This is a genomic window from Chryseobacterium sp. Leaf404 (assembly GCF_001424145.1).
In the GTDB taxonomy this organism is placed as follows: domain Bacteria; phylum Bacteroidota; class Bacteroidia; order Flavobacteriales; family Weeksellaceae; genus Chryseobacterium.
Genome location: NZ_LMQM01000011.1, coordinates 388387 through 410926 on the forward strand (window position 1 = coordinate 388387; position 22540 = coordinate 410926).

At 35.4% G+C, this 22540-nt stretch carries 22 protein-coding genes; 5 read left to right on the plus strand and 17 right to left on the minus strand.

All coding sequences use genetic code 11. From position 1 onward, the window contains the following. Nucleotides 1-9 precede the first annotated feature (9 nt). From ASG31_RS11660 to ASG31_RS11695, 9 genes are all read right to left on the minus strand, one after another. Nucleotides 10-228, minus strand: coding sequence for a hypothetical protein (locus ASG31_RS11660; protein WP_056032486.1), 219 nt, complete (start codon nt 226-228; stop codon nt 10-12). Further along, nucleotides 229-1182, minus strand: a complete 954-nt coding sequence (locus ASG31_RS11665; protein ID WP_206549390.1) for a serine hydrolase domain-containing protein — start codon at nt 1180-1182, stop codon at nt 229-231. 37 nt (nt 1183-1219) lie between these two features. After that, the gene (locus ASG31_RS19085; RefSeq protein WP_206549391.1) at nt 1220-1549 is read right to left on the minus strand and encodes a serine hydrolase domain-containing protein; all 330 of its coding nucleotides are present in this window, start codon (nt 1547-1549) and stop codon (nt 1220-1222) included. Nucleotides 1550-1645: 96 nt separating this feature from the next. After that, nucleotides 1646-2440 carry a thymidylate synthase gene (locus ASG31_RS11670; protein WP_056032490.1) on the minus strand — a complete coding sequence of 265 codons (795 nt, stop codon included), beginning with the start codon at nt 2438-2440 and terminating at the stop codon, nt 1646-1648. Between the two features lie 176 nt (nt 2441-2616). Continuing rightward, nucleotides 2617-3057, minus strand: coding sequence for a hypothetical protein (locus ASG31_RS11675; protein WP_056032493.1), 441 nt, complete (start codon nt 3055-3057; stop codon nt 2617-2619). 161 nt (nt 3058-3218) lie between these two features. Continuing rightward, a complete protein-coding gene (locus ASG31_RS11680; RefSeq protein WP_231433744.1) occupies nt 3219-4490 on the minus strand; it encodes an alpha-amylase family glycosyl hydrolase in 1272 nt (423 codons plus the stop codon). A gap of 214 nt (nt 4491-4704) precedes the next feature. Further along, nucleotides 4705-5295 carry an IS1096 element passenger TnpR family protein gene (locus ASG31_RS11685; protein ID WP_056032499.1) on the minus strand — a complete coding sequence of 197 codons (591 nt, stop codon included), beginning with the start codon at nt 5293-5295 and terminating at the stop codon, nt 4705-4707. A 121-nt stretch (nt 5296-5416) separates the two neighbouring features. Further along, nucleotides 5417-6448, minus strand: a complete 1032-nt coding sequence (locus ASG31_RS11690; protein WP_056032502.1) for a sensor histidine kinase — start codon at nt 6446-6448, stop codon at nt 5417-5419. A gap of 42 nt (nt 6449-6490) precedes the next feature. Then, nucleotides 6491-7168 carry a response regulator gene (locus tag ASG31_RS11695; RefSeq protein ID WP_056032612.1) on the minus strand — a complete coding sequence of 226 codons (678 nt, stop codon included), beginning with the start codon at nt 7166-7168 and terminating at the stop codon, nt 6491-6493. A gap of 186 nt (nt 7169-7354) precedes the next feature. On the opposite strand from ASG31_RS11695, the gene ASG31_RS11700 reads away from it, so the two are divergent. Both ASG31_RS11700 and ASG31_RS11705 read left to right on the plus strand, forming a co-directional pair. After that, on the plus strand, nt 7355-9919 hold the full coding sequence (locus ASG31_RS11700; RefSeq protein WP_056032505.1) for a TonB-dependent receptor domain-containing protein: 2565 nt from the start codon (nt 7355-7357) through the stop codon (nt 9917-9919). A 45-nt stretch (nt 9920-9964) separates the two neighbouring features. Further along, nucleotides 9965-11146 (plus strand): hypothetical protein, encoded by a 1182-nt coding sequence (locus ASG31_RS11705; RefSeq protein ID WP_056032508.1) that lies wholly within the window; start codon nt 9965-9967, stop codon nt 11144-11146. Nucleotides 11147-11210: 64 nt separating this feature from the next. On the opposite strand, the gene ASG31_RS11710 is transcribed toward ASG31_RS11705, so the two are convergent. Beyond that, nucleotides 11211-11822, minus strand: a complete 612-nt coding sequence (locus ASG31_RS11710; RefSeq protein WP_056032511.1) for an alpha-ketoglutarate-dependent dioxygenase AlkB family protein — start codon at nt 11820-11822, stop codon at nt 11211-11213. Between the two features lie 95 nt (nt 11823-11917). After that, entirely contained in the window at nt 11918-12778 is an 861-nt protein-coding gene (locus ASG31_RS11715) for a methylated-DNA--[protein]-cysteine S-methyltransferase (protein WP_056032514.1), read from the minus strand. A gap of 371 nt (nt 12779-13149) precedes the next feature. On the opposite strand from ASG31_RS11715, the gene ASG31_RS11720 reads away from it, so the two are divergent. Further along, nucleotides 13150-13809 (plus strand): HAD family hydrolase, encoded by a 660-nt coding sequence (locus tag ASG31_RS11720; protein ID WP_056032517.1) that lies wholly within the window; start codon nt 13150-13152, stop codon nt 13807-13809. Here the strand turns inward: ASG31_RS11720 and ASG31_RS11725 are convergent. From ASG31_RS11725 to ASG31_RS11735, 3 genes are all read right to left on the minus strand, one after another. Then, entirely contained in the window at nt 13806-14249 is a 444-nt protein-coding gene (locus ASG31_RS11725; protein ID WP_056032520.1) for a DUF4262 domain-containing protein, read from the minus strand. The genes ASG31_RS11720 and ASG31_RS11725 overlap by 4 nt on opposite strands. Nucleotides 14250-14411: 162 nt before the next feature. Beyond that, the gene (locus ASG31_RS11730; protein ID WP_056032523.1) at nt 14412-15485 is read right to left on the minus strand and encodes a DUF4274 domain-containing protein; all 1074 of its coding nucleotides are present in this window, start codon (nt 15483-15485) and stop codon (nt 14412-14414) included. Between the two features lie 245 nt (nt 15486-15730). After that, nucleotides 15731-17122 carry an arginine decarboxylase gene (locus ASG31_RS11735; RefSeq protein ID WP_056032526.1) on the minus strand — a complete coding sequence of 464 codons (1392 nt, stop codon included), beginning with the start codon at nt 17120-17122 and terminating at the stop codon, nt 15731-15733. A gap of 170 nt (nt 17123-17292) precedes the next feature. Here ASG31_RS11735 and ASG31_RS11740 point away from each other — a divergent pair, with 170 nt between their 5' ends. Further along, nucleotides 17293-18573, plus strand: a complete 1281-nt coding sequence (locus tag ASG31_RS11740) for a hypothetical protein (RefSeq protein ID WP_056032529.1) — start codon at nt 17293-17295, stop codon at nt 18571-18573. Here the strand turns inward: ASG31_RS11740 and ASG31_RS11745 are convergent. Continuing rightward, complete coding sequence (locus tag ASG31_RS11745) at nt 18570-19259, minus strand: thiamine diphosphokinase (RefSeq protein WP_056032532.1); 690 nt, start codon at nt 19257-19259, stop codon at nt 18570-18572. The two genes, ASG31_RS11740 and ASG31_RS11745, sit on opposite strands and share 4 nt — an antisense overlap. Nucleotides 19260-19363: 104 nt before the next feature. Then, on the minus strand, nt 19364-19936 hold the full coding sequence (locus ASG31_RS11750) for a cob(I)yrinic acid a,c-diamide adenosyltransferase (RefSeq protein WP_056032535.1): 573 nt from the start codon (nt 19934-19936) through the stop codon (nt 19364-19366). Nucleotides 19937-20569: 633 nt separating this feature from the next. Between ASG31_RS11750 and ASG31_RS11755 the strand changes: the two genes are divergently transcribed. Further along, complete coding sequence (locus tag ASG31_RS11755; RefSeq protein ID WP_056032538.1) at nt 20570-21061, plus strand: DinB family protein; 492 nt, start codon at nt 20570-20572, stop codon at nt 21059-21061. A gap of 349 nt (nt 21062-21410) precedes the next feature. Here the strand turns inward: ASG31_RS11755 and ASG31_RS11760 are convergent, their stop codons facing one another. Next, nucleotides 21411-22361, minus strand: coding sequence for a helix-turn-helix transcriptional regulator (locus ASG31_RS11760; protein ID WP_056032541.1), 951 nt, complete (start codon nt 22359-22361; stop codon nt 21411-21413). Nucleotides 22362-22540: the final 179 nt, after the last annotated feature.

Consider the following 22540-nt stretch of genomic DNA (forward strand, 5'->3'; position numbering starts at 1 on the left):
TATGTAAAATTATTTTTTTGTTAAAATGGTAAAAATATCGTTCACCAATGTTTCGTAATCTCCTTTTTTGAACTGTTCTTTTGTTTTTTCGAAAGCCTTTTTCAGTTCGCTTTCAGGGTTTTCTTCGTCGATGATTTCAACGGATACTACACCTTTCAGCTGAAGGACTGCATTTTGCAACAATTCTATATTGGCTGCGTCTTCGGTATTTATTTTTAAATATTTCATTTATTCTTTTGTAAAAGTGGTTTCTGTTCCGGACTGGATAATTGTAAACTGCTTTTTTGCAGTATCAAAGTTAACAACAATTCCGGCCATGTCAAATTTAAAGCTATTCTCTGAAGTAGCCTCTAATGGAAAAGCACTTTGACCGGTCGCCTGAGCCATCAATGTTTTATTTTGAATGAAAATATTAAATTTCACAGGGATATTTGGTGCAGAATAAATTCCTGCAAACTTTTGCAGATCAGTCTCAGAGACGGCAAATGATTTGAAATCAGGCATCTGAAAATCTTTTCCGATTGCTGCTTTTACCATATTGATTGCAATTTGATTGTTATCATAATCCGACTGGTTGGTCACAGAGCTTACCGCAACTTTCAGATCCGGAAAGTAATAAAGAAAAGATCTGAATTCATCAATTCCTCCGGTGTGGCCAAATCCGGAATGTTCATTAAAAGGGACTTTTACCAATCCATATCCGTAATTATCTGAGAAATTTTTCATCTGCTTCAGACTTTCTTTTGAGATCAGTTTCCCGTTTTCCAAACCTAAAATAAATTTGATCAGTTCCGTTGGAGTTGAGATGATATCGCCGGCACCGATAGGAATACTCATGTCGGTTTCAGACGACGGGTTGTATTTTCCGTTTTGATAGCTGTAAGATTTTGCCTGATTTTTATCGGAATTGATTTTACCACCGACTTCTGTCAGAGTAAGCTTTAAAGGTCTTGCAATTTTATCTTTAACTAATTCAGCATACGATTTTTTGTATACTTTTTCTAAAATGAAGCCTAAAAGAATATAGTTCGAATTGCTGTACTGGAACTTCACTCCGGGATTAAAATCACTTTTGAATTTTTTAATAATGCCAACCAAATCCTTCTCAGATTTTGTCTGAGTATTGTACTGCATATATTCCTCTTCATCTGTAAGATTATGAATACCTGAGCGGTGTTGCAACAGGTTTTCAACGGTAATTTTACCTGCGTTTTCTATCTCAGGAAAAATACTGTGAAAGTTTTGAGTTTAAGTTCAATTTCTTATCTTCTACAGCTTTCATTATCAGTACAGCAGTAAATGTTTTGGAAATAGATCCTACACGATACTGTGTATTTATATTGGCTTTCTGCGATTTTTCTGCATCTGCAAAACCTACAACTCTCTGAAATGTTGAATTTCCGTTTTCCGCAATGGCAAAACTTCCCATCAGTTTGTGATGAGAATAAAGAGAATCTATATAATTTGCGAGTTTTTCTTTAGGATTTTGCTGTGAAAAAGAAACCGCCGAAAAACTTACTGCAGATAGAAAAACTATTTTTTTGAACATGGAATGAATTTTAATTGATAAGTTTCAAAAACCTACAAATAGTTACAAAAAAAGTGAAGTTTTCAGCTCCACTATCACATTATTTTAAAATTTAATTTATATTGCCACCGGAGCTTTAATTCCCGGGTGCGGATCGTAATTTTCAAGGGTAAAATCTTCAAAATTAAAACTGAAAATATCTTTAATTTCAGGATTCAATTTCATGGTCGGAAGAGGTCTTGTTTCTCTTGAAAGTTGTCTGTTGACCTGTTCAAAGTGATTATTGTAAATGTGAACATCACCAAAAGAGTGTACATAATCTCCCACCTTCAAATCACAAACCTGCGCCACCATCATTAAAAGTAAAGCATAGCTCGCAATATTGAATGGAACACCCAAAAATACGTCTGCACTCCTCTGATACAACTGCAAAGACAATTTGCCATCAGCTACATAGAACTGAAACAGAGCGTGACAGGGAGCCAATGCCATGTTTGGGATTTCAGCGGCATTCCATGCAGAAACGATTAATCTTCTGGAATCGGGATTTTTTTTGATTTGGTCGATTACATCAGCAAACTGATCTACAACTTTACCGTCTGCACCGTTCCAGCTTCTCCACTGAGCACCGTAGACAGGGCCTAAATCTCCGTTTTCATCGGCCCATTCGTTCCAGATAGTCACTCCGTTGTCTGTAAGATATTTAATATTGGTATCTCCTTTCAGAAACCACAGCAATTCATAAATAATAGATTTTAAATGAACCTTTTTCGTTGTCACCAAAGGAAATCCTTTTGATAAATCATAACGCAATTGGTATCCGAAAACGCTTCGTGTTCCTGTTCCTGTTCTGTCGGTTTTATCGGTTCCGTTATCTAAAATGTGCTGTAGAAGTTCGAGGTAATTTTGCATTTCCAGGTTTTATTATTGATCAAATTGCGAGGTCAAATTTAGAAAAACAAATCCTAAAATCGTTATCAACTGCCAGAAATTTATCATCAGCATCAATCGACAGATTCAATGAGGAAATCTTTCAAAAAACAAACTCAGTATAAGGATTGGTTCACTAATAATGCATTGTAAACATTTTACCAGATTTTTAAAATACTCTGAGCCACATTTTTTAACGAAATCTGCTCTCCTTCAGTTTTGTCCTGCAAAGCTTTTGCTAAAGGTGAATCGGGGGAAATGCAAAATATCTTCACCTGCTCGTAATTCACATTCCCAAGAGAAACAGAGATATAAAAAAAGCCTTTATCCGTTTGCACCAATGCCCCTTTTTCAGATTTTGAAGATTCTTTACAGGATATTGTACTCAGTAAATCCTGTTGTTTCAGAACCTCATTCAGCTGAACCTGAAGATTATTAATTTCCTGCTGCAGCATTTCTCTTCCTGTTTCGTACTTGTCACCCATTGAGCTTTTGGTATCGTTGCTGGATGCACGTGTTTCGGCAATTAGGTTTTCTAAAGTCACGATTTTTTCTGAGATTTTATCTTTTAGAATGTGTAGTATTTCTTCTTTTTTCATTTTGAAAGCAATCGTTAAATTTATATGAAATATGATTAAAAAAAAGAATGATGATCAAAATTTTTAAAAATATTAAATTTCGGCTAAAGCCAGCTCTGAACTTATAAAACAAAAGCGGGCTAAAGCCCACTCCTATTGATATCGTAACTATTTATCTGATCTTACTTTTCAAAAACCGCAAAGTCTGAAACTTTAAAATTAAAATCTTTTCCCTTACTAAAATCTCTTTTTGTCTTATCAAAAACATTTTTGAAAGTTCCATTCAAATTTTCATCCTGAACAGTTAAATTGACTGCGTCTTTTGAGAAGTTTAAAACTACCAAAACTTCATCTTTTCCATTTTTTCTGATATATGCAAAAATTTTATCGTCCGCTGAAGTTTTCAGAATTACTGTAGAAACGGCAGGATCTCCTCCTCGAAGAGCCGGATTTGATGATTTCAAATTTAACAGAGTCTTATAAAATTCAGCCATTTTATAGTCATTTTTCCATTCGATCACATCTTTTTCAAAGAACTCAAGGCGTTTCAGATTAGGTAATTCCTGACCTGAGTAAAGCAGTGGAACGCCATTCCAGGTTGCAGAGAAAACAGCCATGGGTTTGGTGATGTCGCCATATTTTTCATATTCGGTACCGTTCCAGGAGTTTTCGTCGTGATTGGTTGTAAACCACGCTCTCATCGATGAATCGCCAATGGATGAATACTGTTTCAGCAAATCTACCAGTTCGCTGATGGGCTGATTGTTTTTATAAAAATCTGCCGATTTGTGCATCCATTTCCAGGAATAGCTGGCATCGAAAACTTTACCATAGTCCGGGCTTTCAATTTCATCAAATTCTCCGAGCCAAAATAGAGGTTTTAACTTTTCAACCTCAGGTCTTGCCTGCTGCCAGAAATCTACTTCAACCCATGATGCCAGATCACATCTGAATCCGTCAATATTGGTCTCTTTAATCCAGAATTTCATCGCATCGATCATCGCCCGGCGCATTTCCGGATTTGAGAAATCCAGTTCGATAATATCATCCATTCCAGATGCTTTGTGGAAACTTCCGTCGGGATCTTTAAGGTAAAATTCCGGGTGTGATTTTGTCCAGACATGATCCCAGCCGGTGTGATTGGCAACCCAGTCGATGATTACTTTAAAACCTAAACGGTGAGCTTCGCTGACCATGTGTTTAAAATCATCCACTGTGCCAAATTCCGGGTTGATGGTAACGTAATCTGAGGCAGCATAAGGACTTCCCATGCTTCCTTTTTTATTAAGCTGAGCAATTGGTGTGATGGGCATAAACCAAAGGGTTTTCACTCCCATATTTTTGAGGCGTGGCATTTCTTTTTCGAATGCTCTGAAGGTTCCTTCTTTGGTATATTGCCTTACGTTGACTTCGTAAATATTGGTGGTATGCTTCCAGTCTTGCGGTAAATTCATATTTGTTTTTATATTTTGGGAGCCACACGAAAGCAACGTGCAACCCATCATGAATGATAATAGATATTTTTTCATCCTGTACATTAATTTTAAACAAAAATAGGAATTGCTTCTTTAAGAAACTGTATGAAGAATGAATTTAATGCTTATTTTAAATTTTTGGTGAAAGAAAAACCCCAAACTTACGTCTGAGGTTCTGTATTTTAAAAAAGTTTTATCTTTCGTCGTCCTGATCATCTTCATCAAAAACATCGTCGTTATAGTCATCATCTTCATCATCATCAAAAGCATCATCATCTTCGTCTTCGAAGCTGCCTGTGGTTCCAAAATCATCATCAAAGGCAAAATCATCATCCATGATTGGTTTTGCGGCCTTTTTCTTTGCAGAAGCGGCACTTCTAACCGGGGCTTTCAGGGGAGCATTACCAAATCTGTAAGCGGTAAGCGGATAATTTACACCTTTTGTCTCTTCGTTGATCTCTACCAGTTCACAGAAAAACTCCCAAAGATCAAGCAAACCGTATTGGAACTGGGTTTTATCACCAATTTCAGCAAAAGCTTCATCAATGTACACATCAGACATAATCTCGCCATCTCCGTCATCGCTCATGTCTTCTAAAGGAACGCTTTTTACAACGGTTCCGTCGTTCTCCAGCAGATTGAAAGCTGAAAGCTCTTCACCCTGAAGATTAAAAGCAGCTTTAATACCCAAATGTAAGTTCCAAAGCGTCTGTTTTCCTTTAATCTCGATGTCTCTGAAGACATCTTCTTTTGCATCTAAAATTACACGAATCTTGTAAACCATACCAGCTTAAATTTCTTTTTTCTAAATCTATTTCCGTTGCAAATATAAAGTAAATGAAAGTGGACAAAAAAATTTTTGAGAATTTTTTAAAAGATTTTTTTTGCTTACATTTCGAAGCAGTCTATTTGCTTTTTTCGAGCATGAAACTGAATTTTGTGCCTTCCAGATAAACACTTTCTACAGTTATATTTTCATTATGAGCTTCCAAAATATGCTTAACGATGGCCAATCCAAGCCCTGAACCGCCCTGTCTTCTGCTTCTGCTGGTTTCTACCCGGTAAAATCTCTCAAAAATACGGGGCAGAAGTTCGGCTTTAATTCCCATTCCGTTGTCTATTACTTCTACGAGAACTTTATTTTTCACAATGCTGGTTTTCAGAATAACGCGCGCTTCCTGACGGTTTGCATAATGAATGGCGTTTGAAATTAAATTGATAAAAACCTGAGAAATCTTCTGTTTATCTGCTTCCACAAAGATCTGCGTCTGCGGGGTCTGAATCTGGAGCGTTGTATTGTGTTTCTCGGCTTCAAGATCCAGAAGGTCAAATATTTCTTTTATCAAAAGATTGATATCAAATTTTGACAGGGAAACATCAATTTCGCCTGCTTCCAGCCTGTTGATCATATCAAGATCTTTTACAATTGCAATAAGTCTTTCTACAGATTTATCAATTCTCTCCAGATATTTGTCTCTGATGTTTAAATTTTCTACACCGCCATCCAGCAGAGTTTCAACGTAGCCCTGAATTGAAAATAAGGGAGTTTTGAGCTCATGAGATACATTTCCGATGTAATCTTTCCTGTAGCTTTCCATCTCTTTCATCAGATCTATTTCTGTCACTTTTTTCTGGTTTAAATCTGAAAATCTTTCACCCAGTTCTTTCAGTGTAAGATTATCCTGATCGTCGTATACCATTTCTTCGGGCAGAATTTTAGAAATATTCCGGATCTGTTTTTTAGCATAATAATTAAAAAGAAGTTCCAGAACCGTGTAATTGATAAGAAACATCACAATAATGCTCACTGCAATCCCCAAAGTGAAAACGGAAGAGTCTGCATAAAGATCCTTTACAGAATCAAACAGGAGAACGAGAACAAACATCACCAGAGTGATGAGTAATGATGATACGAGTGTAAGTCTGTAAAATTTCAATTTTACAACAGTTTTATTTAATGATTAAAAACAAAAAACTGCTTAAACAATAAGTTTATAGCCAATTCCTTTTAAAGTCTGAATGGTATTGATGCCTAATTTCTCTCTCAGCCTTCTGATGTGCACGTCTATGGTTCTTTCGCCCACAATGACATCATTGCCCCAGACTTTCTCAAGAATCTCTTCTCTTTTGAAAACTTTTTCGGTGTTTGAAGCCAGAAGATACAGAAGGTCAAATTCTTTTTTCGGGAGAAGAAACTGCTGTCCGCTTTTAGAAACTCTGAAATTATCTCTGTCGATAATCAAATCTCCCACTTCAATTTGCTTTGACGAATCAGAAACCTGAGAGGTAAGCTGCAACAGGGCATTTACTTTAGAGATCAGGATTTTCGGTTTGATCAGCTTTACAATATAATCATTGGCCCCTGCCTGAAAACCTGCCAGCTGAGAAAACTCTTCGCTTCTTGCGGATAAAAATACGATAAGGGTTTTCTGAAGTTCTTTGATTTTACGGAGTTCCTGACAGGTTTCTATACCGTCTTTTTCCGGCATCATCACATCAAGAAGAATAAGATCGGGAAGAATTTCTTTGGCTTTTGCCACTCCTTCGTTACCGTTTACAGCGGTGTAGATATCGTAACCTTCTTTTTCCAAATTATAAGAAAGTATCTCCAGGATATCCATTTCATCGTCAATTAAGAGGATCTTTTTTGAGTTCATTTTAGAATTTTGCTGGTCAAAGTTAATCATTTTTAAATCACAGGTTAAGGTTGTGGCAATCGTTCACATAAAGTTAACAATAATTACCCATTAGTAACATTTCGTTAAAGAAAATTTAAATTTAGCTAAACCAAAGCAGGCATAATTGTTTAGTTCCTTTGCAGCGAAGAAATTAGTAAAAAAGAAATGAACTTTAGAAAAATCAGTATTGCAGTTTTGTTTTTAACCTCAACAGGAGCTGTAATGTACGCCCAGGAAACGAAATCTGACACCGCAAAATCTGAAAAGAAAATTGAAGGTGTAGTGATCCAGGGAACAACAAAGAAAGGTGCAGAATCCAACATCATCGGTCTGCAGAAAAAATCAGTAGAAGTAATAGAACGCGTTGGTTCTGTTCAGTTGGAAAAACAAGGTGTAGGCGATGCGTCTGTAGCGGTAACTAAAGCAACCGGTTCTCAGAAGCAGGAAGGCAGCGGTCAGATTTTCATCAGAGGTCTTGGTGACAGAAACAACTCTACAACGATCAACGGACTTCAGGTTCCTTCCAACGATCCTTTATACAAAAACATCGATTTGAGTATCATCAAAACTGATATGATTGATTTTATTGGTTTGGAAAAAGTGTACAACCCTAGACTTTGGGGAGATATGTCTGGTGCCAACGTAGATATCGTATCTAAAGTTTATACCGGAAAGCCTTATTTTAAAGTAAATTTGGGATCTTCTGTAAATTTTAACGCTGTTCAGAAGAACAATTATTTTCTGCAGGACGGACCGAATTATTTTGGAACCAAAATGCTTGAAAAGCCTTCTAAAAATGCTGTCTTAAACAGAGGATATGTTTTCAAAACATCTTTACAGAACCAGGAAATTAATAACCCGGTAAATTCTAATTTAAGCTTTGATTTCGGAACTAATTTTAAAATTGGGGAACAGGGCAAGCTAAGCATTTTCGGATACGGTGGATTTGATAACAGCTATGATTATTTTCAGGGAATTACAGGTGGATCTTTTGATACCACAACTGGTCCTAACAGAATCTATAACAATTCTGAAGAATTCAAATACACTACCAACAGTACCGGTTTACTTAATGTAAATTATAAAATTAACAGTAATCACAACATTAATATCTCTTCCAACTATATTCATACTACTGAACAGAAATTGGGGAATTACAATGGTTACAACAGAGATTACTATGATGTAGATGTTGCTCAGGAGAGATTTACAACTCAGCTGAGAAGAGCAACTTACAAAACAAATGACTTACTTGTTAATCAACTTAGAGGGGAGCACAAAATTACTGAACCTCTAAAAATCAGCTGGAACTTAGGTTATAACAGACTGGACAGCAGAAGACCAGACAGACAGCAGAATGTAACAATTCTGGACAAAGTTCAGAACTACAGCTTCTTTGCAAGCTCAAATCCCGGGGCAAACAACAGATACTACGACAGACTACTTGAGAATGATTTCACAGGTGATGTACATGCTGACTATAAACTGGGAGAAAACACAAAAATCACTTTAGGATACAGCGGTAGATATAAAGACAGCGATTTTAAAGCTACTCAATATAATTTACGTGTTTTACCTCTTCAGGGAACTTATTTTGTAGATCCAAATAATTACGATTCATTTTTTAACAATGCCAACTATCAGGCAGGTGGATTCTTTGATATTGTAACTTTCAGAGGAGACATTAAATCCAGCCCGACTGCATTCATTCCACAGGCATTTACGTCAGAAATAATGAATAATGCAGGGTATGTAAATGTAGATTACAAATTCTCAGAAAAATTTACTGCACAGGTGGGTGTACGCTATGATAACCTGAAACAGGAGATCCTTTACAACACAACATTATATCCGGACGGAGGTAAAGTAAATAAAGATTATTCTAAAATTTTACCCGCTTTCAACTTAAAGTACAGCCTGAACGATCAGCATAACTTAAGATTAGCCGGATCAAAAACATACACTACTCCGTTGCTGCTGGAAGTTGCTCCATTTGAGTATGAAGATATCGACGAATCCAGCTTAGGTAACCGTGATGCTTATCTTGCAGACAACTACAATGTTGATTTGAAATGGGAATGGTTTCCAAAGAAGAATGAGCTGATCTCAGTAACTGCTTTTGGTAAATACATACAAAATCCATTGGCAAGAATTGTAATTGCATCATCTTCCAACAGTGTCTCGTTCCTGAATATTGGTGATACCGGAAGAGTTTTAGGTTTAGAAGCAGAAATCAGAAAAGATATTTATGATTCTGGCAAAACAAGATTATACACATTCGTCAACGGAACTTATCTGAATACAGAGCAGGATCTTGACGAAGATAAAGTAAGAAGAGAAAACACGAAGTTTGCTATAACTCTGAATGATGGTGTTACCAAAGACAAAATTCAGGGAGCATCAGAATTCCTTGCAAATGCCAACTTAGGACTGGAGCAAAAATGGGGTAACAAAAACACAGCTGATTTGGTAGTTTCTTACTCTTACATTTCAGACAACATCTACGCAATCGGTACACAAAACAAAGGGAATCTGGTAGATAAAGCTTTCAGCACTCTGGATACCACTTTAAAAATAAAACTGGCCAACGGAATGGGCTTCTCGCTTTCAGGCAGAAATTTACTTAACCCTTATTTCACGAGAGTACAGGATAATAAAGTTGGAGAACAAATTTCAAGAAAATACAAAAGAGGTGCTGGTATTGGAGCAAGCGTTTCTTACGAATTTTAATAAAATTTGAATAAAATCTAAATAAAAATTTAAAAATATTGTAAAATGAAAAAGAACACTTTAAAATTATTAGCTGCAGCATTTATTATGTCTACAACAGCTGTAGTATTTCATTCTTGTAGTGACAACAGCGATGATGAAGAATTAATCATCAATCCAGGAACAGGCACCGGTATCGCTTCTGACCCGGCAAATTTCAAAGGAGAAATTAAATCCGGAGAAAACATTACTCTTGACGCTACTAAACTTTACAAACTTACAGGTTCTGTAATTGTTAGAGGTGGCGGTACTTTAACAATCCCTGCGGGAACAAGAATTGAAGCTAACGGTGGTACTTCTGCATACATCGTAGTTGAGCAAAATGCAAAAATATTTGCTAACGGTACATCTACAAATCCTGTAATATTCACATCTCCAAACCCAACGCCGGGAAGCTGGGGAGGCATCGTGATCTGCGGTAAAGCACCAATCAACAGAGGAGCAACGGCTACTTCAGAAGTTGGTGATTCTATCTATGGAGGTACAGTTGCCAATGACAACTCAGGATCATTAAAGTATGTAAGAATAGAATATGCTGGTGCAATCTTTACAGGAACTAAAGAATTTAACGGACTCTCTCTTTTCGGAGTGGGCAACGGAACTGTAATCGACAATGTATCTATGGTGAACGGATCTGATGACGGTATCGAATTCTTCGGTGGAACTGTAAACGTATCAAATATCGTTTCTATCTACAACGAAGATGATGCTTTTGACTGGACAGAAGGATGGAACGGAACTGCTACAAATATCTTCACCAAAAGAAGAGCAAACGGTGTTGGAAACAGAGGAATTGAAGCTGACAACAACGCTGATAACAAAGACGCAAACCCAAGATCTAACCCTACAATTAAAAACGCAACGTTCATTGGTGGTACAGCCGGTGAATCTGACGGATTAAAATTAAGAGAAGGTACTTACGCATCAATAGATAACGTTGTATTGTCAAGCTGGACTACAGGTATCAACGTGGAGCATGATCAGTCTGTAGCATATTTCAACGGTCAAAACAGAATCACGAGAGTGAAATTTGACAATGTTACTACAAAAGCTTCTGTGAAAGCTACTACAGGAAGCCCAACTGCAACATTACAGACAAACACCTACACTGAAGATGCATCTGCTACAGGTGCCGGAAACGGAACAACTGCTCCTACTTGGGCTGCAGGATGGGCTGGAATTCAATAATCAATTAATTTCTTCATATCAATTGAGAAGGCCTCTTCAGAATTTTTTCTGAGGAGGTTTCTTTTTATTCTTCAATCGTCCTGAAAGTTAAATTGATTCTCGGAGTTTTCACTTTAGTCGTGGGCGGAAGGCGGTGCAGCCAGTTTTCCTGCGTAGTTCCTTTCATGACTAACAAACTTCCGTTTTCCAAGAAAATATCGATTGTTTCTTTGGTGGTTTTATGTTTAAACAAAAACTTTCTTTCGGCACCAAAACTTAATGATGCGATAGCACCATGTTTCTTCAAATCCTTTTCGCCGTCGCTGTGATAGGCCATTCCTTCACTGCCGTCGTGGTATAAATTCAGTAAACAGGAGTTGTAGGTTTCCCCTGAAACTTGTTCACATTTTTGTTTTAATTCCAGCAATTCCGGCGTCCAGATTTTGGCGTATTTTGTCCGTTTGGAATAAGTGTATTCAAATTCTTTTTCTCCAAACCAGGCCACTTTTCTTTTTGTTAAAATCAACTTTCCGAAAATAACAGCTTCATCATTTTCCCACGGAATTTGGTTTAATAAATATTGTTCATATTTCAGGCATTCCTCCTCAGAAAATATTTTACCATAATATTCTGTGATTCCGTCCTGCGGGAGAATATTGATTGGAAATTTTGTTATATCGTCGAAAAGATTGAGCATTTTACAACTATAAATTACTTAGTACTTGCATCGAATTTATCACACAAAATCCGTGTAAATCTGTGAGATCTGTGAGATTTGTGAGAGAGAATTATTTATTTTAAAATATGATGATCCGTAAAAACCCTAGCACTCTCCCACCCGATCATCAGCTGTTTTCTGTCGGTTCCCCACATGTACCCTCCGACCTTACCACTCGACTGTATCACACGGTGACATGGAATTAAAAACGCCACGGGATTACTTCCAATCGCCGTTCCAACCGCTCTTGATGCTTTGGGATTTCCAACATCGTGAGCCAGATTTCCATAAGTTGACAATCTTCCCATTGGAATTTTAAGCAGACTTTCCCAGACTTTTAACTGGAAATCAGTTCCTTTCAAATGAAGTTTAATCTTATTTAAATTTTCCCAGTCTTCATTAAAAATAGACAACGCATTTTTCTGCAAATCATCTTTTTTTTCAACAAATTCTGCATTAGAGAATCTAATTTTTAAATGTGAAAAAGCTTTCATTTTATCATCATCAAAAGCGATATAACAAACTCCTTTTTCTGTGGAAGCCGATATTAAATTTCCAAAAGGACTTTTTGAAAAACTGTAGTTGATTTTTAAATTCTTTCCGTCATTTTTATATTCTGCTGGCGACATGCCTTCAATTTTAACAAACAAATCGTGCAAACGGCTCGTACTCGACAGACCTGTTTCCAAAGTCGTATCAAAAAGATTTGTTTTTTCTTCTTTTAAAAGATTTTTCGCATGATTTAAACTGATGAACTGCAAAAATTTCTTCGGGCTCGTCCCTGCCCAATCCGTAAACATTTTCTGAAAGTGTGCCGGACTCAAACCCACAAATTCCGCCACCTCATCCAAATTTGGCTGAAACTGAAAATGTTTCTGAATATAATCTATTGCCTTTGCAATTCTCTGATAGTCTAAAATTTGCTGAGCCGTCATGCTTTTTTATTTAAAACAAATTTCAGAAGAAAAATCCGAAGAAAAAATCCGTTTCCTGTGGAATTTGGTTTAAATTCAAATTAAAGAGGTAAAAATATGATGACAATGAAATTACAAATATTTAGAATTTACAGGACAACAATATTTAGAACAAAGGTTTTGCTTCTATGGAGCAACGAATTTACCAGCAAAAAGTTACCAATATTTCGGTGCTTCGCACCTTGTTTTTGTCCATAGTAAAATGTTTCTACCTACATTCCGCAGTTTCGCTTCTCTCTTTTCTAAAGAATAAATTTTCAAATTAAAAATGCGACCTCATCCTCAACCTTAACCTTAACCTCAAAATCCCTACCTTTGCAAAAACAGAAAATATGTCATTAAAAGCTGTGCTGTTCGATATGGATGGCGTGATTGTAGACACAGAACCGCTGCACAGAAAAGCCTATTTTAAAACCTTTGATCAGCTTGAAGTTGCTGTTTCGGAAGAATTATACACCTCTTTTACAGGCGCTTCCACCAAAAGAGTTTTTGAGACCATCATTAATCATTTTGATCTGTCGGGAACTCACGAGGAAATGTCGGTTCTCAAGCGGGCTCATTTTAAAGATTATTTTTATAATGATGAGGAATTTGATCTGATTACCGGAGTACGAAAGTTGATTGAACATTATTACGAAAACGGAATTACCCTGATTTTGGCATCCTCAGCAACAATGACTACCATCAACATGGTTTTTGAAAAATTCGGACTTGAAAAATATTTCAGCGGAAAAATAAGCGGAGCCAATTTAAATGAATCAAAACCTCATCCTGAAATCTTTTTGAAGGCAGCAGAAATGGCGGGTCAGCCTATCGAAAACTGCATGGTGATTGAAGATTCTACCAACGGAATTCTGGCCGCTCACAGAGCAGGAATTTTCTGCGCTGCGTACAAAAGTTTTCATACACACAATCAGGATTACAGTTTGGCAAATATTATTGTTTCGGATTATGCTGAACTGGAAGTTGGTAAGATTTCGAAATTCTTTTAAACTGACAATATCGTTTGGTCATAGTCATATTCTGGTTCGCTTGGGAAAAGTCCATTCAGATCCGGAAATATTAACTGTAAATACTTAAATTCCGAATTCTCATAAAATTTAAATGAGGTTAATGCATATTCATGTAGCAATTCGTTTTTAACCTCAATGAAATAAACAGGAAAACGGTCAGTCAAATCGTCTATTTTTTGATTTAAAGGTACTTCTTTGAACTTGTACCTCTCTGCATAATTATTAATCAAAGTATTTGTCAGTCCATTTGGAAGTCCGGAAATGAAAAGTTCAGGGATTCTAAAGTTTTTAAAAATACCTGTTGAGTATCCAAAAGGTGTAAATCCAATTTCTTCCATAACGTAGGTATTATGAAATCCATAATTTTCTATATTGTCATACACCATTTTGAAGTATTTCTCTTTTTTTAAATCACTCATCTTTCGCTTCTTTTTAAAATTTGCATATAACGGTTTGGATATTGCCGAAGACGGGGTTTTTAGCAGTAAAGTTCAATCGAAGAACGAAAGTTAAACCTTATACAAATGCCCAATCGAAGCCGTTCAGCCTCGCTTTTGGCAATACCTTGTTAACTATAGTCTTTATTGCACATTTATATGATCTATTATTTGTTCTTGAATTTTTTCATATTCTAAATTTTCAATTGAGTTAGAAAATATTGTGAAATAAAAGAGGAAATCGCCTTTTTCAGTAATTAAAATCTTAAGATATTTTTCCTCTTGAAAATTTTCTATTTTAACTTGCATTCCTCTACTTATTGCAAACCAGTTTTCGTTAGATTTAATTCTGCGAATTTTATCAAAATTTTCTTCCACACCTGTAATTTGGAAAAACGCCTGAATATAGGAAAATTCATTTCTCATTATCGTAGCGACATTGGTGAGTGCATTTTCCATTCTTAATGGTTTTGCATTAAACAGAAAAAGAATAATAGTAGTATTGTCATTTTTTAAAACAACTTGAGGATTTATAACAACTTTTTTTAGCAGTTTGTCTGATATAGAAAATGTAGATTTTAAATTTTGTGGAAATTTATAGTTGTCAATAAATTGGTTAATTTTCTGTTCACAAATTATTTTAAAATTATTTGGAAAATCATATTCAAATAGTGTTTCAGCTGACCTAATTGTTATTTTATCTGCAAGTTTTTCAATATTTATATTACTTTTGGGAATATTTCTCTGTTTAAAAAACTCTGCAAAATTTGGCTCGATTTTCCTTCCCTTAGATTTACCAAATAATATCTTAGGAAAAATACTATTTGCTTTATCTAAATCAAAATCCAACTTGTAGGAATCTTCCTCTGGAGTATAATAAAAACGTTCAGATTGGTAATAGTCTTTTTTACAATTTGCTACAATATTGCTAATTAATTCAAAATCTTCGGATTCTATATTTCGTGCTAAAAAGCCATCTAAATCAGCTCTAAAGAAAATCATTTTTATTGTCGATAAATCACAATTCGGATTTTCAATAATTTTTAATAAAATATCATTGCCATCATCATAATTATGATTTCTCGCAATAAAATCCAATTCAATTGGTTCTGTAATATTATTGAGTGTATCCAAATCCAAATCAATCCCTCTGAATGAATATTCAAAAAACTTTTCTCTTAAAAATTCAGCTCTTTTTTCTGAAACTTTGTATTTCATACGTTTTTAGGATAGATTGTAGACAACTTGTTTATAACAGAAACCAAACTTCGTCAATCAATAGTAAAACAAGCAGATTTGCGATGTTTATTTCGTTTTCATTTCTTTCAAAGATAAAAATATTTCACATATAAGTAAATTCTCTCTCAAGATATATACACAATTATTTACCACAAAAATAGCCATCAAATTGACGGCTATCGTTTTTATTAATAGTGAAAAATCACTGATTTTTTTGGAGCAGGTTAATACCCTAGAATCTTTAAAATATCCTCAGGTCCCTGTCTTTCCCTGAAAATTTCATACTGAAACTCACCATTTTCATCTTTCTGAATCAGAATATGTCTTGGCTGAGGCATCAGACAGTGGTGAACACCACCGTAACCACCGATAGTTTCTTGATAAGCTCCGGTGTGGAAAAAGCCAATGTACAGAGGTTTTGTATCGCTGAAAACCGGTAAATAAATAGCGTTGGTATGTTGTTCAGAATTGTAATAATCGTCAGAATCACACGTTAATCCACCCAGAAAAACCCTTTCGTAAGTATCATCCCAACGGTTGAGCGGAAGCATGATAAAGTGTCTTGAGATCGCCCACGTATCGGGAAGTGTGGTCATGAAAGAAGAATCAATCATGTTCCATTTTTCTCTGTCGTTCTGACGTTTCTGAGAGATAATTTTATAAATATTCGCACCGCTTTCTCCTACAGTAAAACTTCCGAATTCTGTATAAATATTTGGTTCTTCCACACCTTCTTCTTCACAGAATTTCTTGATTTGAGAAACAATTTCCTCCACCATGTACTGGTAATCATAATCAAACTGTAGAGATGTTTTGATTGGGAAACCGCCACCGATATTAAGAGAATTGACTTCAGGAGCAATTTTCTTCAAACGTGCATAAACACGAAGACATTTGTATAATTCATTCCAGTAATACGCAGTGTCCTTGATTCCCGTGTTGATAAAAAAATGAAGCATTTTCAGTCTCGCATTCGGATGTTCCGCAATTTTCTGACTGTAATAAGGGATAATATCTTTGTATCCGATTCCGAGTCTTGAAGTATAGAATTCAAATTTCGGTTCTTCCTCGGATGCAATTCTGATTCCGATGTCAAAAGTAGTGTCGATGCTTTCTGTAAGCTTGTCCAGCTCACGGTAATTGTCCAGAATTGGCGTAATATTTTCAAAACCGCTGTTGATCATATCCGAAATTTTCGCCAGATAATCGTCTGTTTTGAAGCCGTTGCAAATCACTTCAATGTTTTTATCAACTTTACCTTCGTTGTAAAGAGATTTCACAATATCCATATCGTACGCTGAAGAAGTTTCGATGGAAATATCGTTTTTCAGGGCTTCTTCGATGACAAATTTGAAGTGACTCGATTTTGTGCAGTAGCAGTATCTGTAGTTTTTTTTGTAGTCGATTTTCTCAAAAGCTTCTTTAAACCAGCCTTTTGCCTTCTGTATATTCTGAGAAATCTTCGGGAGGTAACTTACCTTAAGAGGCGTTCCAAACTTCTCAACAACTTCCATCAGGGGAATATCGTGAAAAGACAAATTGTTCTCAGAAACATTGAATTCTTCGGTTGGGAAGTACAATGTCTGATCAATAAGTTCCGAGTACTTTATTTTCATTTTCTAGCAAGTGAATTAAGAATGCAAAATTGCTAAAAAAGATTGATTTTTTAGTTTTAAATTTTCTTAAAGTTTATAAGTTCTTGCACCAATCTAATATTATCTTTTTCACAATTTTTTTCAAAGTATTTTCGCTTTTATTTATAAATTTGATATAAACAAATATCACAATGACTCTCGCAAAACTAAAAAATGACATTTCAACAATCTTACGAAATACAACAAAAGCTGAAATACTTGCAGGTAAACTAGAAAAAGAAATTATTCCGTACTTTTTGAAACAACTTGATTATGAAAATGGCCCAATTTCAGATGTGCTTATTGGTTATATTGAAAAGGTTTCTGTTGATAAATATGTAATCGAATGTACAAATGTTCAAAGTATAAAATCAGAATATTTGGAGGCAAAAAAAAATCTTGCAAAAAATGAATACGATCACAATTTAATAATTCAATTTTCAGAGTCATTTAAGCATCGATTTTTTTATGATTATCGAAACGACCAATTATTAAGCAATAAAAATTTTACGGAAAGTATAACTAATATTAATCAGAATTTTGAAAATATTTGTGATAATTCTTTTTCAAGTGATAACCTGCAAAAAATTTGTACGGATAAAAAACTGGAGTTGACTTCGATACAAAATGTTCTAAAACAAGTTCTAGTAGAGATAAAACAGAAGTTGTTATTAGAATGCCAAAATATCAAAGCAGAATCAGGCCATGTAAAAACTTTAAAAATTGAAGAAGAGGCACTTATCTTTTTTTACAGAATATTTTTGAATCAAGATTTAACATTCATCGGCTTAGGATATGAAGATAACTTCAAACTAAAAACACAACTTAAAACTTCTAATTCTGAGCTTTTAGACCATATTAGTGATGAAAAATTATTTATCAGAAATTGGAGAGAAATACTTTCAGAAATCCTCAATAAAAAGATTCCGAATTTTAGTGGGGAGATTACTGATAGATTTGACCAAAATTCTATAAAATTGTCAAGCACTGATCGATCTTATTTTTTAGCTCTTAAGAGTGCACTAAGTTCAAATTATGAAATTATAACCGAAGAAAACGAAATTACGCTGTCTATTTCCGGGGGAATGATGACCAAGATTTCTTTTAGTGATAAAGGTAGATTTTTAGATGGTATTCAAAAAAAAGATGTTGAAATTTATTATAAAAAAAATCGATATGAAAATGAAAAACTGTTTACTAATATATACATCAAATATCCTCACCAATGGTTTTTTCTTACATCATCTTATTTGATTGAGATCACTTTTGAAGCTGCACCAATTCTGTTTGGAAATATACCTGCTGCTGCGTTAGCAGAAAATATTTTAATAAGTATTAAAGAGGAAGAGGAAGAAGAGGAAAGATCCCAAACAGAGGAGAGATTAAATTCGGAAAGTGAAAAAACTTATGATAAAAAGAGATGGATTTATTAATTTCTTTGTTTTCCTACAAACACCAGCAAATCTCCTTTTTCATATTCGATAGAAACTTCGTCTTCAACGGCAAAATTTCTGGTTCCGATTCTTGAGGTAATGCTCAGATTTTCATTATTTAATGCCCAGTTTAAACCTTTGGTATTCACGTTTTCTGCTGTGGGAAAAGGATAAAGGGAAACCAGTTTATTTTTAATATTTTTCAGCATAAAAGTTTTGGGAATGAAAAAATATTCGGAAAATTCATCATAAAATGTTATGTTTAAATTTTCCTTAAATGAATAAGCGACCGTCAGATTTCCCAAAAAATGATCCTGCTCGCCACCGCTTCCGCCAAAAACGTCAATATTTTTAAAACCTTTCTCAGCAATAATTTCCAAAGCTTTATGAAAATCGGTTTTTTCCTGATCGGGCGTGTAAATGAATTTATCTTTATAAACATTTTCGTCAAATCCGGAATGGGAATCAAAATCTCCTGAAACAAAATCTAAATTCTCAAACGGAAAATTCAAATCTTTCAGATAATGGAAAGCGCCGTCGGTGCAGGCAATTAAGGTGTAAATATCCAAATCAGGCAGCGATTTCGGAGCGTCTCCGTTGATGAAGAGAAGACATTTTCCTCGCCCTAAATCCCTTGCCGAAGGAAAAGGACTTTCAAAACTTTTATAATCAGAATTACTTGACATTCTTTTAATTTCTTAATGAACCTTCATTTTACTCAATACAACTAATTTGTAAAAAACGTCCATTCGGAGCTTGGCTCTTTTTACTTGTTTCTTGTCTCTTCCTACTAGCCTCTTTCACTAGGATTCCAGTATTCTTCAGTTTCATTGTTGATTTTTGAGATGTATCTTGCCAAAACAAAAAGGTAATCTGACAGTCTGTTTAAGTACTTAATTAATTCTGGTCTTACTTCTTCAGATTCATTTAAGAAAACCAGTGAACGTTCAGCTCTTCTGCAGATTGTTCTTGCTGCATGTAAAAACGTCGCCGGTTTTCCGCCTCCTGGAAGGATAAAATATTGCAAAGGCTCCAATTTTTCTTCAAAAGCATCCATCCAGTTTTCGAGTTCTTCGATTTCAGTGTCGGAAATGATTAATGGAAGTCGGGATTTTCCGTTGGCGAGCATGAGTTTGTCAACCGGAGTTGCTGCTTCTGAACCTACGGTAAAGAGGTCAAACTGAATTTTTTTGAGTTGTTTTAAAACTTCCTCATCCGTGATGTGACTTTTAGAAATTCCTATAAATGAGTTGAGCTCATCGATATTTCCGTAGCTGTCTACTCTAGCGCTGGCTTTTGAAACTCTTGTTCCGCCGTATAGTGCAGTTTGGCCTTTATCTCCTGTTTTGGTGTAAATTTTCATTTTCTGTTAGGTTTAAATGTTTAAAATAATGAATTTATAAAAACAGTTTTTAAACATTAAGGATTTTTGATTTGAAAGATGACTAAAGTTCAGATAATTCTGAATTTGGAAAGTCATTTCTTTTCGCACGACTAAAGTAGTTCTTTTTACAAAAATTTGAAAATGAAATTCAAATGTTCTGAAAAAGCAAACTCCCCTAGCCCTGATAGTAGCGGCATCCTTTTTTTGTAGCGTACGTAACGAAGTGGAGATCGCTACAAAAAAAGATACAGCGGATAGCAGGATTAAGCTCCTAAAAAATAATCGGGATTCGAGGTTCGAGATTCGGGATTCGGGATGCGAGATTCGAGTTTAGAGATTCGGGATTCTACTAATTACTCATTACCAATTACTCATGAATAATTGCCCATAAAAAAGACCAACCTGTGAAAGATTGGTCAGATTCAAAATTATCTTTTGTGACAACATTCAGTAGCTGAATTTCTGTTATCAACTTCACAATAACGTGAGGAAATTTATTTTATTTTGTGGGAATTTTACTTATTTTTTAAAACTTAAAAATCCTACTGACAAACTGTTGTCATAACCTAGACTTACCTTTGTTTTAACATTAACAAACAAAACAAATACGTTATGACAACTACAGCAACAGCAACGACACAGTTTATCTCATCAGCACAGCTTTTGGAGCACTGGCAGGGACACAGAAACCTGACAAGAAGAGTGATTGAAATGTTTCCTGAGAAGGAATTATTTGAATTTTCCGTGGGCGGAATGAGACCTTTTGCAAAACTGGCAGTGGAATTAATCAGCATCGCCGGTCCGGCTCTGAAGGGAATCGTGGAAGGACAGGTGGAAGCGTTTTCTGAGGAAGCTTTTCAGCCTAAAACCAAGGAAGAAATTTTGGCAAAATGGGATTCTGAGACGGAAGTGATTAATCATTATTTCAACCAAATTTCTGAGGAAAGATTTCAGGAAACGTTTAATTTATTTGGTCAGTATGAGTTTCCGGTGTATCAGAATATTTTATATTTCATTGATAATGAAGTTCATCACCGTGGACAAGGATTTGTCTATCTGAGAGCGCTGGGAATTGTGCCGCCGTTTTTCTGGGAAAGATTTTAGGCGTCTTTGATGCTTTCTTAGTCTCCCGCAGATTTTGCAGATAGAGCGGATTTAAAATCTGTGAGTATCTGTGGAATGTGTGGGAGTTTTTTTTGACACATGAGTCACATGAGTTTAAAAATCGAAGATTTTCGTTTATTATACGTAGAAATCTCTGAAATCTGTGAGATTTTTTTTTGCGCACGGATTACACGGATTTACACAGATGTTTCTGACTAAAATGCTTGTGAAAGATTTTTTTCTCCCGCGGATTTTGTAGATGGAGGAGATTGATTTTAAAAATCTATGAAGATCTTTGAAATCTGTGAGAGATTTCTAGCGCCACGAATGCACGAATGTATCTGTGAAATCAGAGGTTTTTTGAAACTTTTGTGATCAGTTCCTGCATGGTTATCTTGAGGAATTCGGGTTCGATGATTTGGGCGTAATCGAAAAATGTGATCAGCCAGCGTGGGAATCCTTCGTCAATCCATTCGGTTTCGAAGATCATTTCGGTGCCGTTTTCGGTTTGTTTTTCTTCGGTCAGGCCGTAATAAATCTTGGAATTGTTCAGGTGCCCGATAATTTTTTTATCTACCAAAAGTCTGACAATGGTTTTATTTCCGTTTGGGCCCTGGCGATAGTCGTTGATTTGTCCGTATTCCTGCAGATATGGGTTTTGTGTTTTGGTAATGCTTAAAATCCGGTCGATTCTGAACTGCCTGAAATCATTTCTCAAAGTACAGTACGCAATCATATACCAATAACTGAATTCAAAAAATACACCTACCACTTCGAGGGTTCTTGTTGAGATTTTGTCGTCAACAGTTTTGTATTCAATTGAAATCTGCTGTTTTTCTGCAATACTTTCCAGAATTGTCGGAATAATATTTTTTATCGTGTCTTCCTTCTTCGGATTGTAATTGTAAATACCAATCTGATTTTCAATATTCTGAATTAAGTTTTTATCTGAATTTCTTAAAACGGAACGCACCTTTTCCATGGCGGTCTGATAATGATTTCCCAGACTTTCGTGCGAGAATTTCTGCATCAGTTTTTCGGCAGTGATAAAACTCAAAACTTCTTCTTTGGTAAACATCACAGGCGGAAGTTTGTAGCCATCCATCAGAGAATAACCGCTCCCCGCTTCGCCAACGATAGGAATTCCGGCATTTTCCAAGGTTTTCACATCACGGTAAATTGTTCTTACGCTCACTTCAAATTTTTCTGCCAAATCCTGAGCTCTTACAATCGGTTTTGACTGTAGTTGAGTGAGAATCGCGGTGACGCGGTCGAGTTTTTTGAGGTAATGATCGTTCATTTTGAAATCTTCACAAATTTACTTTAATCTGAATCAAATTTAAACTTAGAAATGCTGAAATTTTAAACCATTAAGATTGGGTTAAGCTGTTAAGTCTTAATTAAGGAAATATCTCAAGATATTCATTAAGCAGACGGCTTAATTTAGATTTATGTAAACCTAACAAAACTTATCAACTG

Excerpts from the sequence above, each read along its gene's own strand:
- ASG31_RS11660 (WP_056032486.1), bottom strand. The coding sequence starts at position 228 with ATGAAATATTTAAAAATAAATACCGAAGACGCAGCCAATATAGAATTG.
- ASG31_RS11715 (WP_056032514.1), bottom strand. The coding sequence starts at position 12,778 with ATGACGGCTCAGCAAATTTTAGACTATCAGAGAATTGCAAAGGCAATA.
- ASG31_RS11695 (WP_056032612.1), bottom strand. The coding sequence starts at position 7,168 with ATGAACTCAAAAAAGATCCTCTTAATTGACGATGAAATGGATATCCTG.
- ASG31_RS11740 (WP_056032529.1), top strand. The coding sequence starts at position 17,293 with ATGACTCTCGCAAAACTAAAAAATGACATTTCAACAATCTTACGAAAT.
- ASG31_RS11725 (WP_056032520.1), bottom strand. The coding sequence starts at position 14,249 with ATGAGTGATTTAAAAAAAGAGAAATACTTCAAAATGGTGTATGACAAT.
- ASG31_RS11730 (WP_056032523.1), bottom strand. The coding sequence starts at position 15,485 with ATGAAATACAAAGTTTCAGAAAAAAGAGCTGAATTTTTAAGAGAAAAG.
- ASG31_RS11680 (WP_231433744.1), bottom strand. The coding sequence starts at position 4,490 with ATGAATTTACCGCAAGACTGGAAGCATACCACCAATATTTACGAAGTC.
- ASG31_RS11700 (WP_056032505.1), top strand. The coding sequence starts at position 7,355 with ATGAACTTTAGAAAAATCAGTATTGCAGTTTTGTTTTTAACCTCAACA.
- ASG31_RS11710 (WP_056032511.1), bottom strand. The coding sequence starts at position 11,822 with ATGCTCAATCTTTTCGACGATATAACAAAATTTCCAATCAATATTCTC.
- ASG31_RS19085 (WP_206549391.1), bottom strand. The coding sequence starts at position 1,549 with ATGTTCAAAAAAATAGTTTTTCTATCTGCAGTAAGTTTTTCGGCGGTT.
- ASG31_RS11720 (WP_056032517.1), top strand. The coding sequence starts at position 13,150 with ATGTCATTAAAAGCTGTGCTGTTCGATATGGATGGCGTGATTGTAGAC.
- ASG31_RS11670 (WP_056032490.1), bottom strand. The coding sequence starts at position 2,440 with ATGCAAAATTACCTCGAACTTCTACAGCACATTTTAGATAACGGAACC.
- ASG31_RS11745 (WP_056032532.1), bottom strand. The coding sequence starts at position 19,259 with ATGTCAAGTAATTCTGATTATAAAAGTTTTGAAAGTCCTTTTCCTTCG.
- ASG31_RS11755 (WP_056032538.1), top strand. The coding sequence starts at position 20,570 with ATGACAACTACAGCAACAGCAACGACACAGTTTATCTCATCAGCACAG.
- ASG31_RS11735 (WP_056032526.1), bottom strand. The coding sequence starts at position 17,122 with ATGAAAATAAAGTACTCGGAACTTATTGATCAGACATTGTACTTCCCA.
- ASG31_RS11750 (WP_056032535.1), bottom strand. The coding sequence starts at position 19,936 with ATGAAAATTTACACCAAAACAGGAGATAAAGGCCAAACTGCACTATAC.
- ASG31_RS11705 (WP_056032508.1), top strand. The coding sequence starts at position 9,965 with ATGAAAAAGAACACTTTAAAATTATTAGCTGCAGCATTTATTATGTCT.
- ASG31_RS11760 (WP_056032541.1), bottom strand. The coding sequence starts at position 22,361 with ATGAACGATCATTACCTCAAAAAACTCGACCGCGTCACCGCGATTCTC.
- ASG31_RS11675 (WP_056032493.1), bottom strand. The coding sequence starts at position 3,057 with ATGAAAAAAGAAGAAATACTACACATTCTAAAAGATAAAATCTCAGAA.
- ASG31_RS11685 (WP_056032499.1), bottom strand. The coding sequence starts at position 5,295 with ATGGTTTACAAGATTCGTGTAATTTTAGATGCAAAAGAAGATGTCTTC.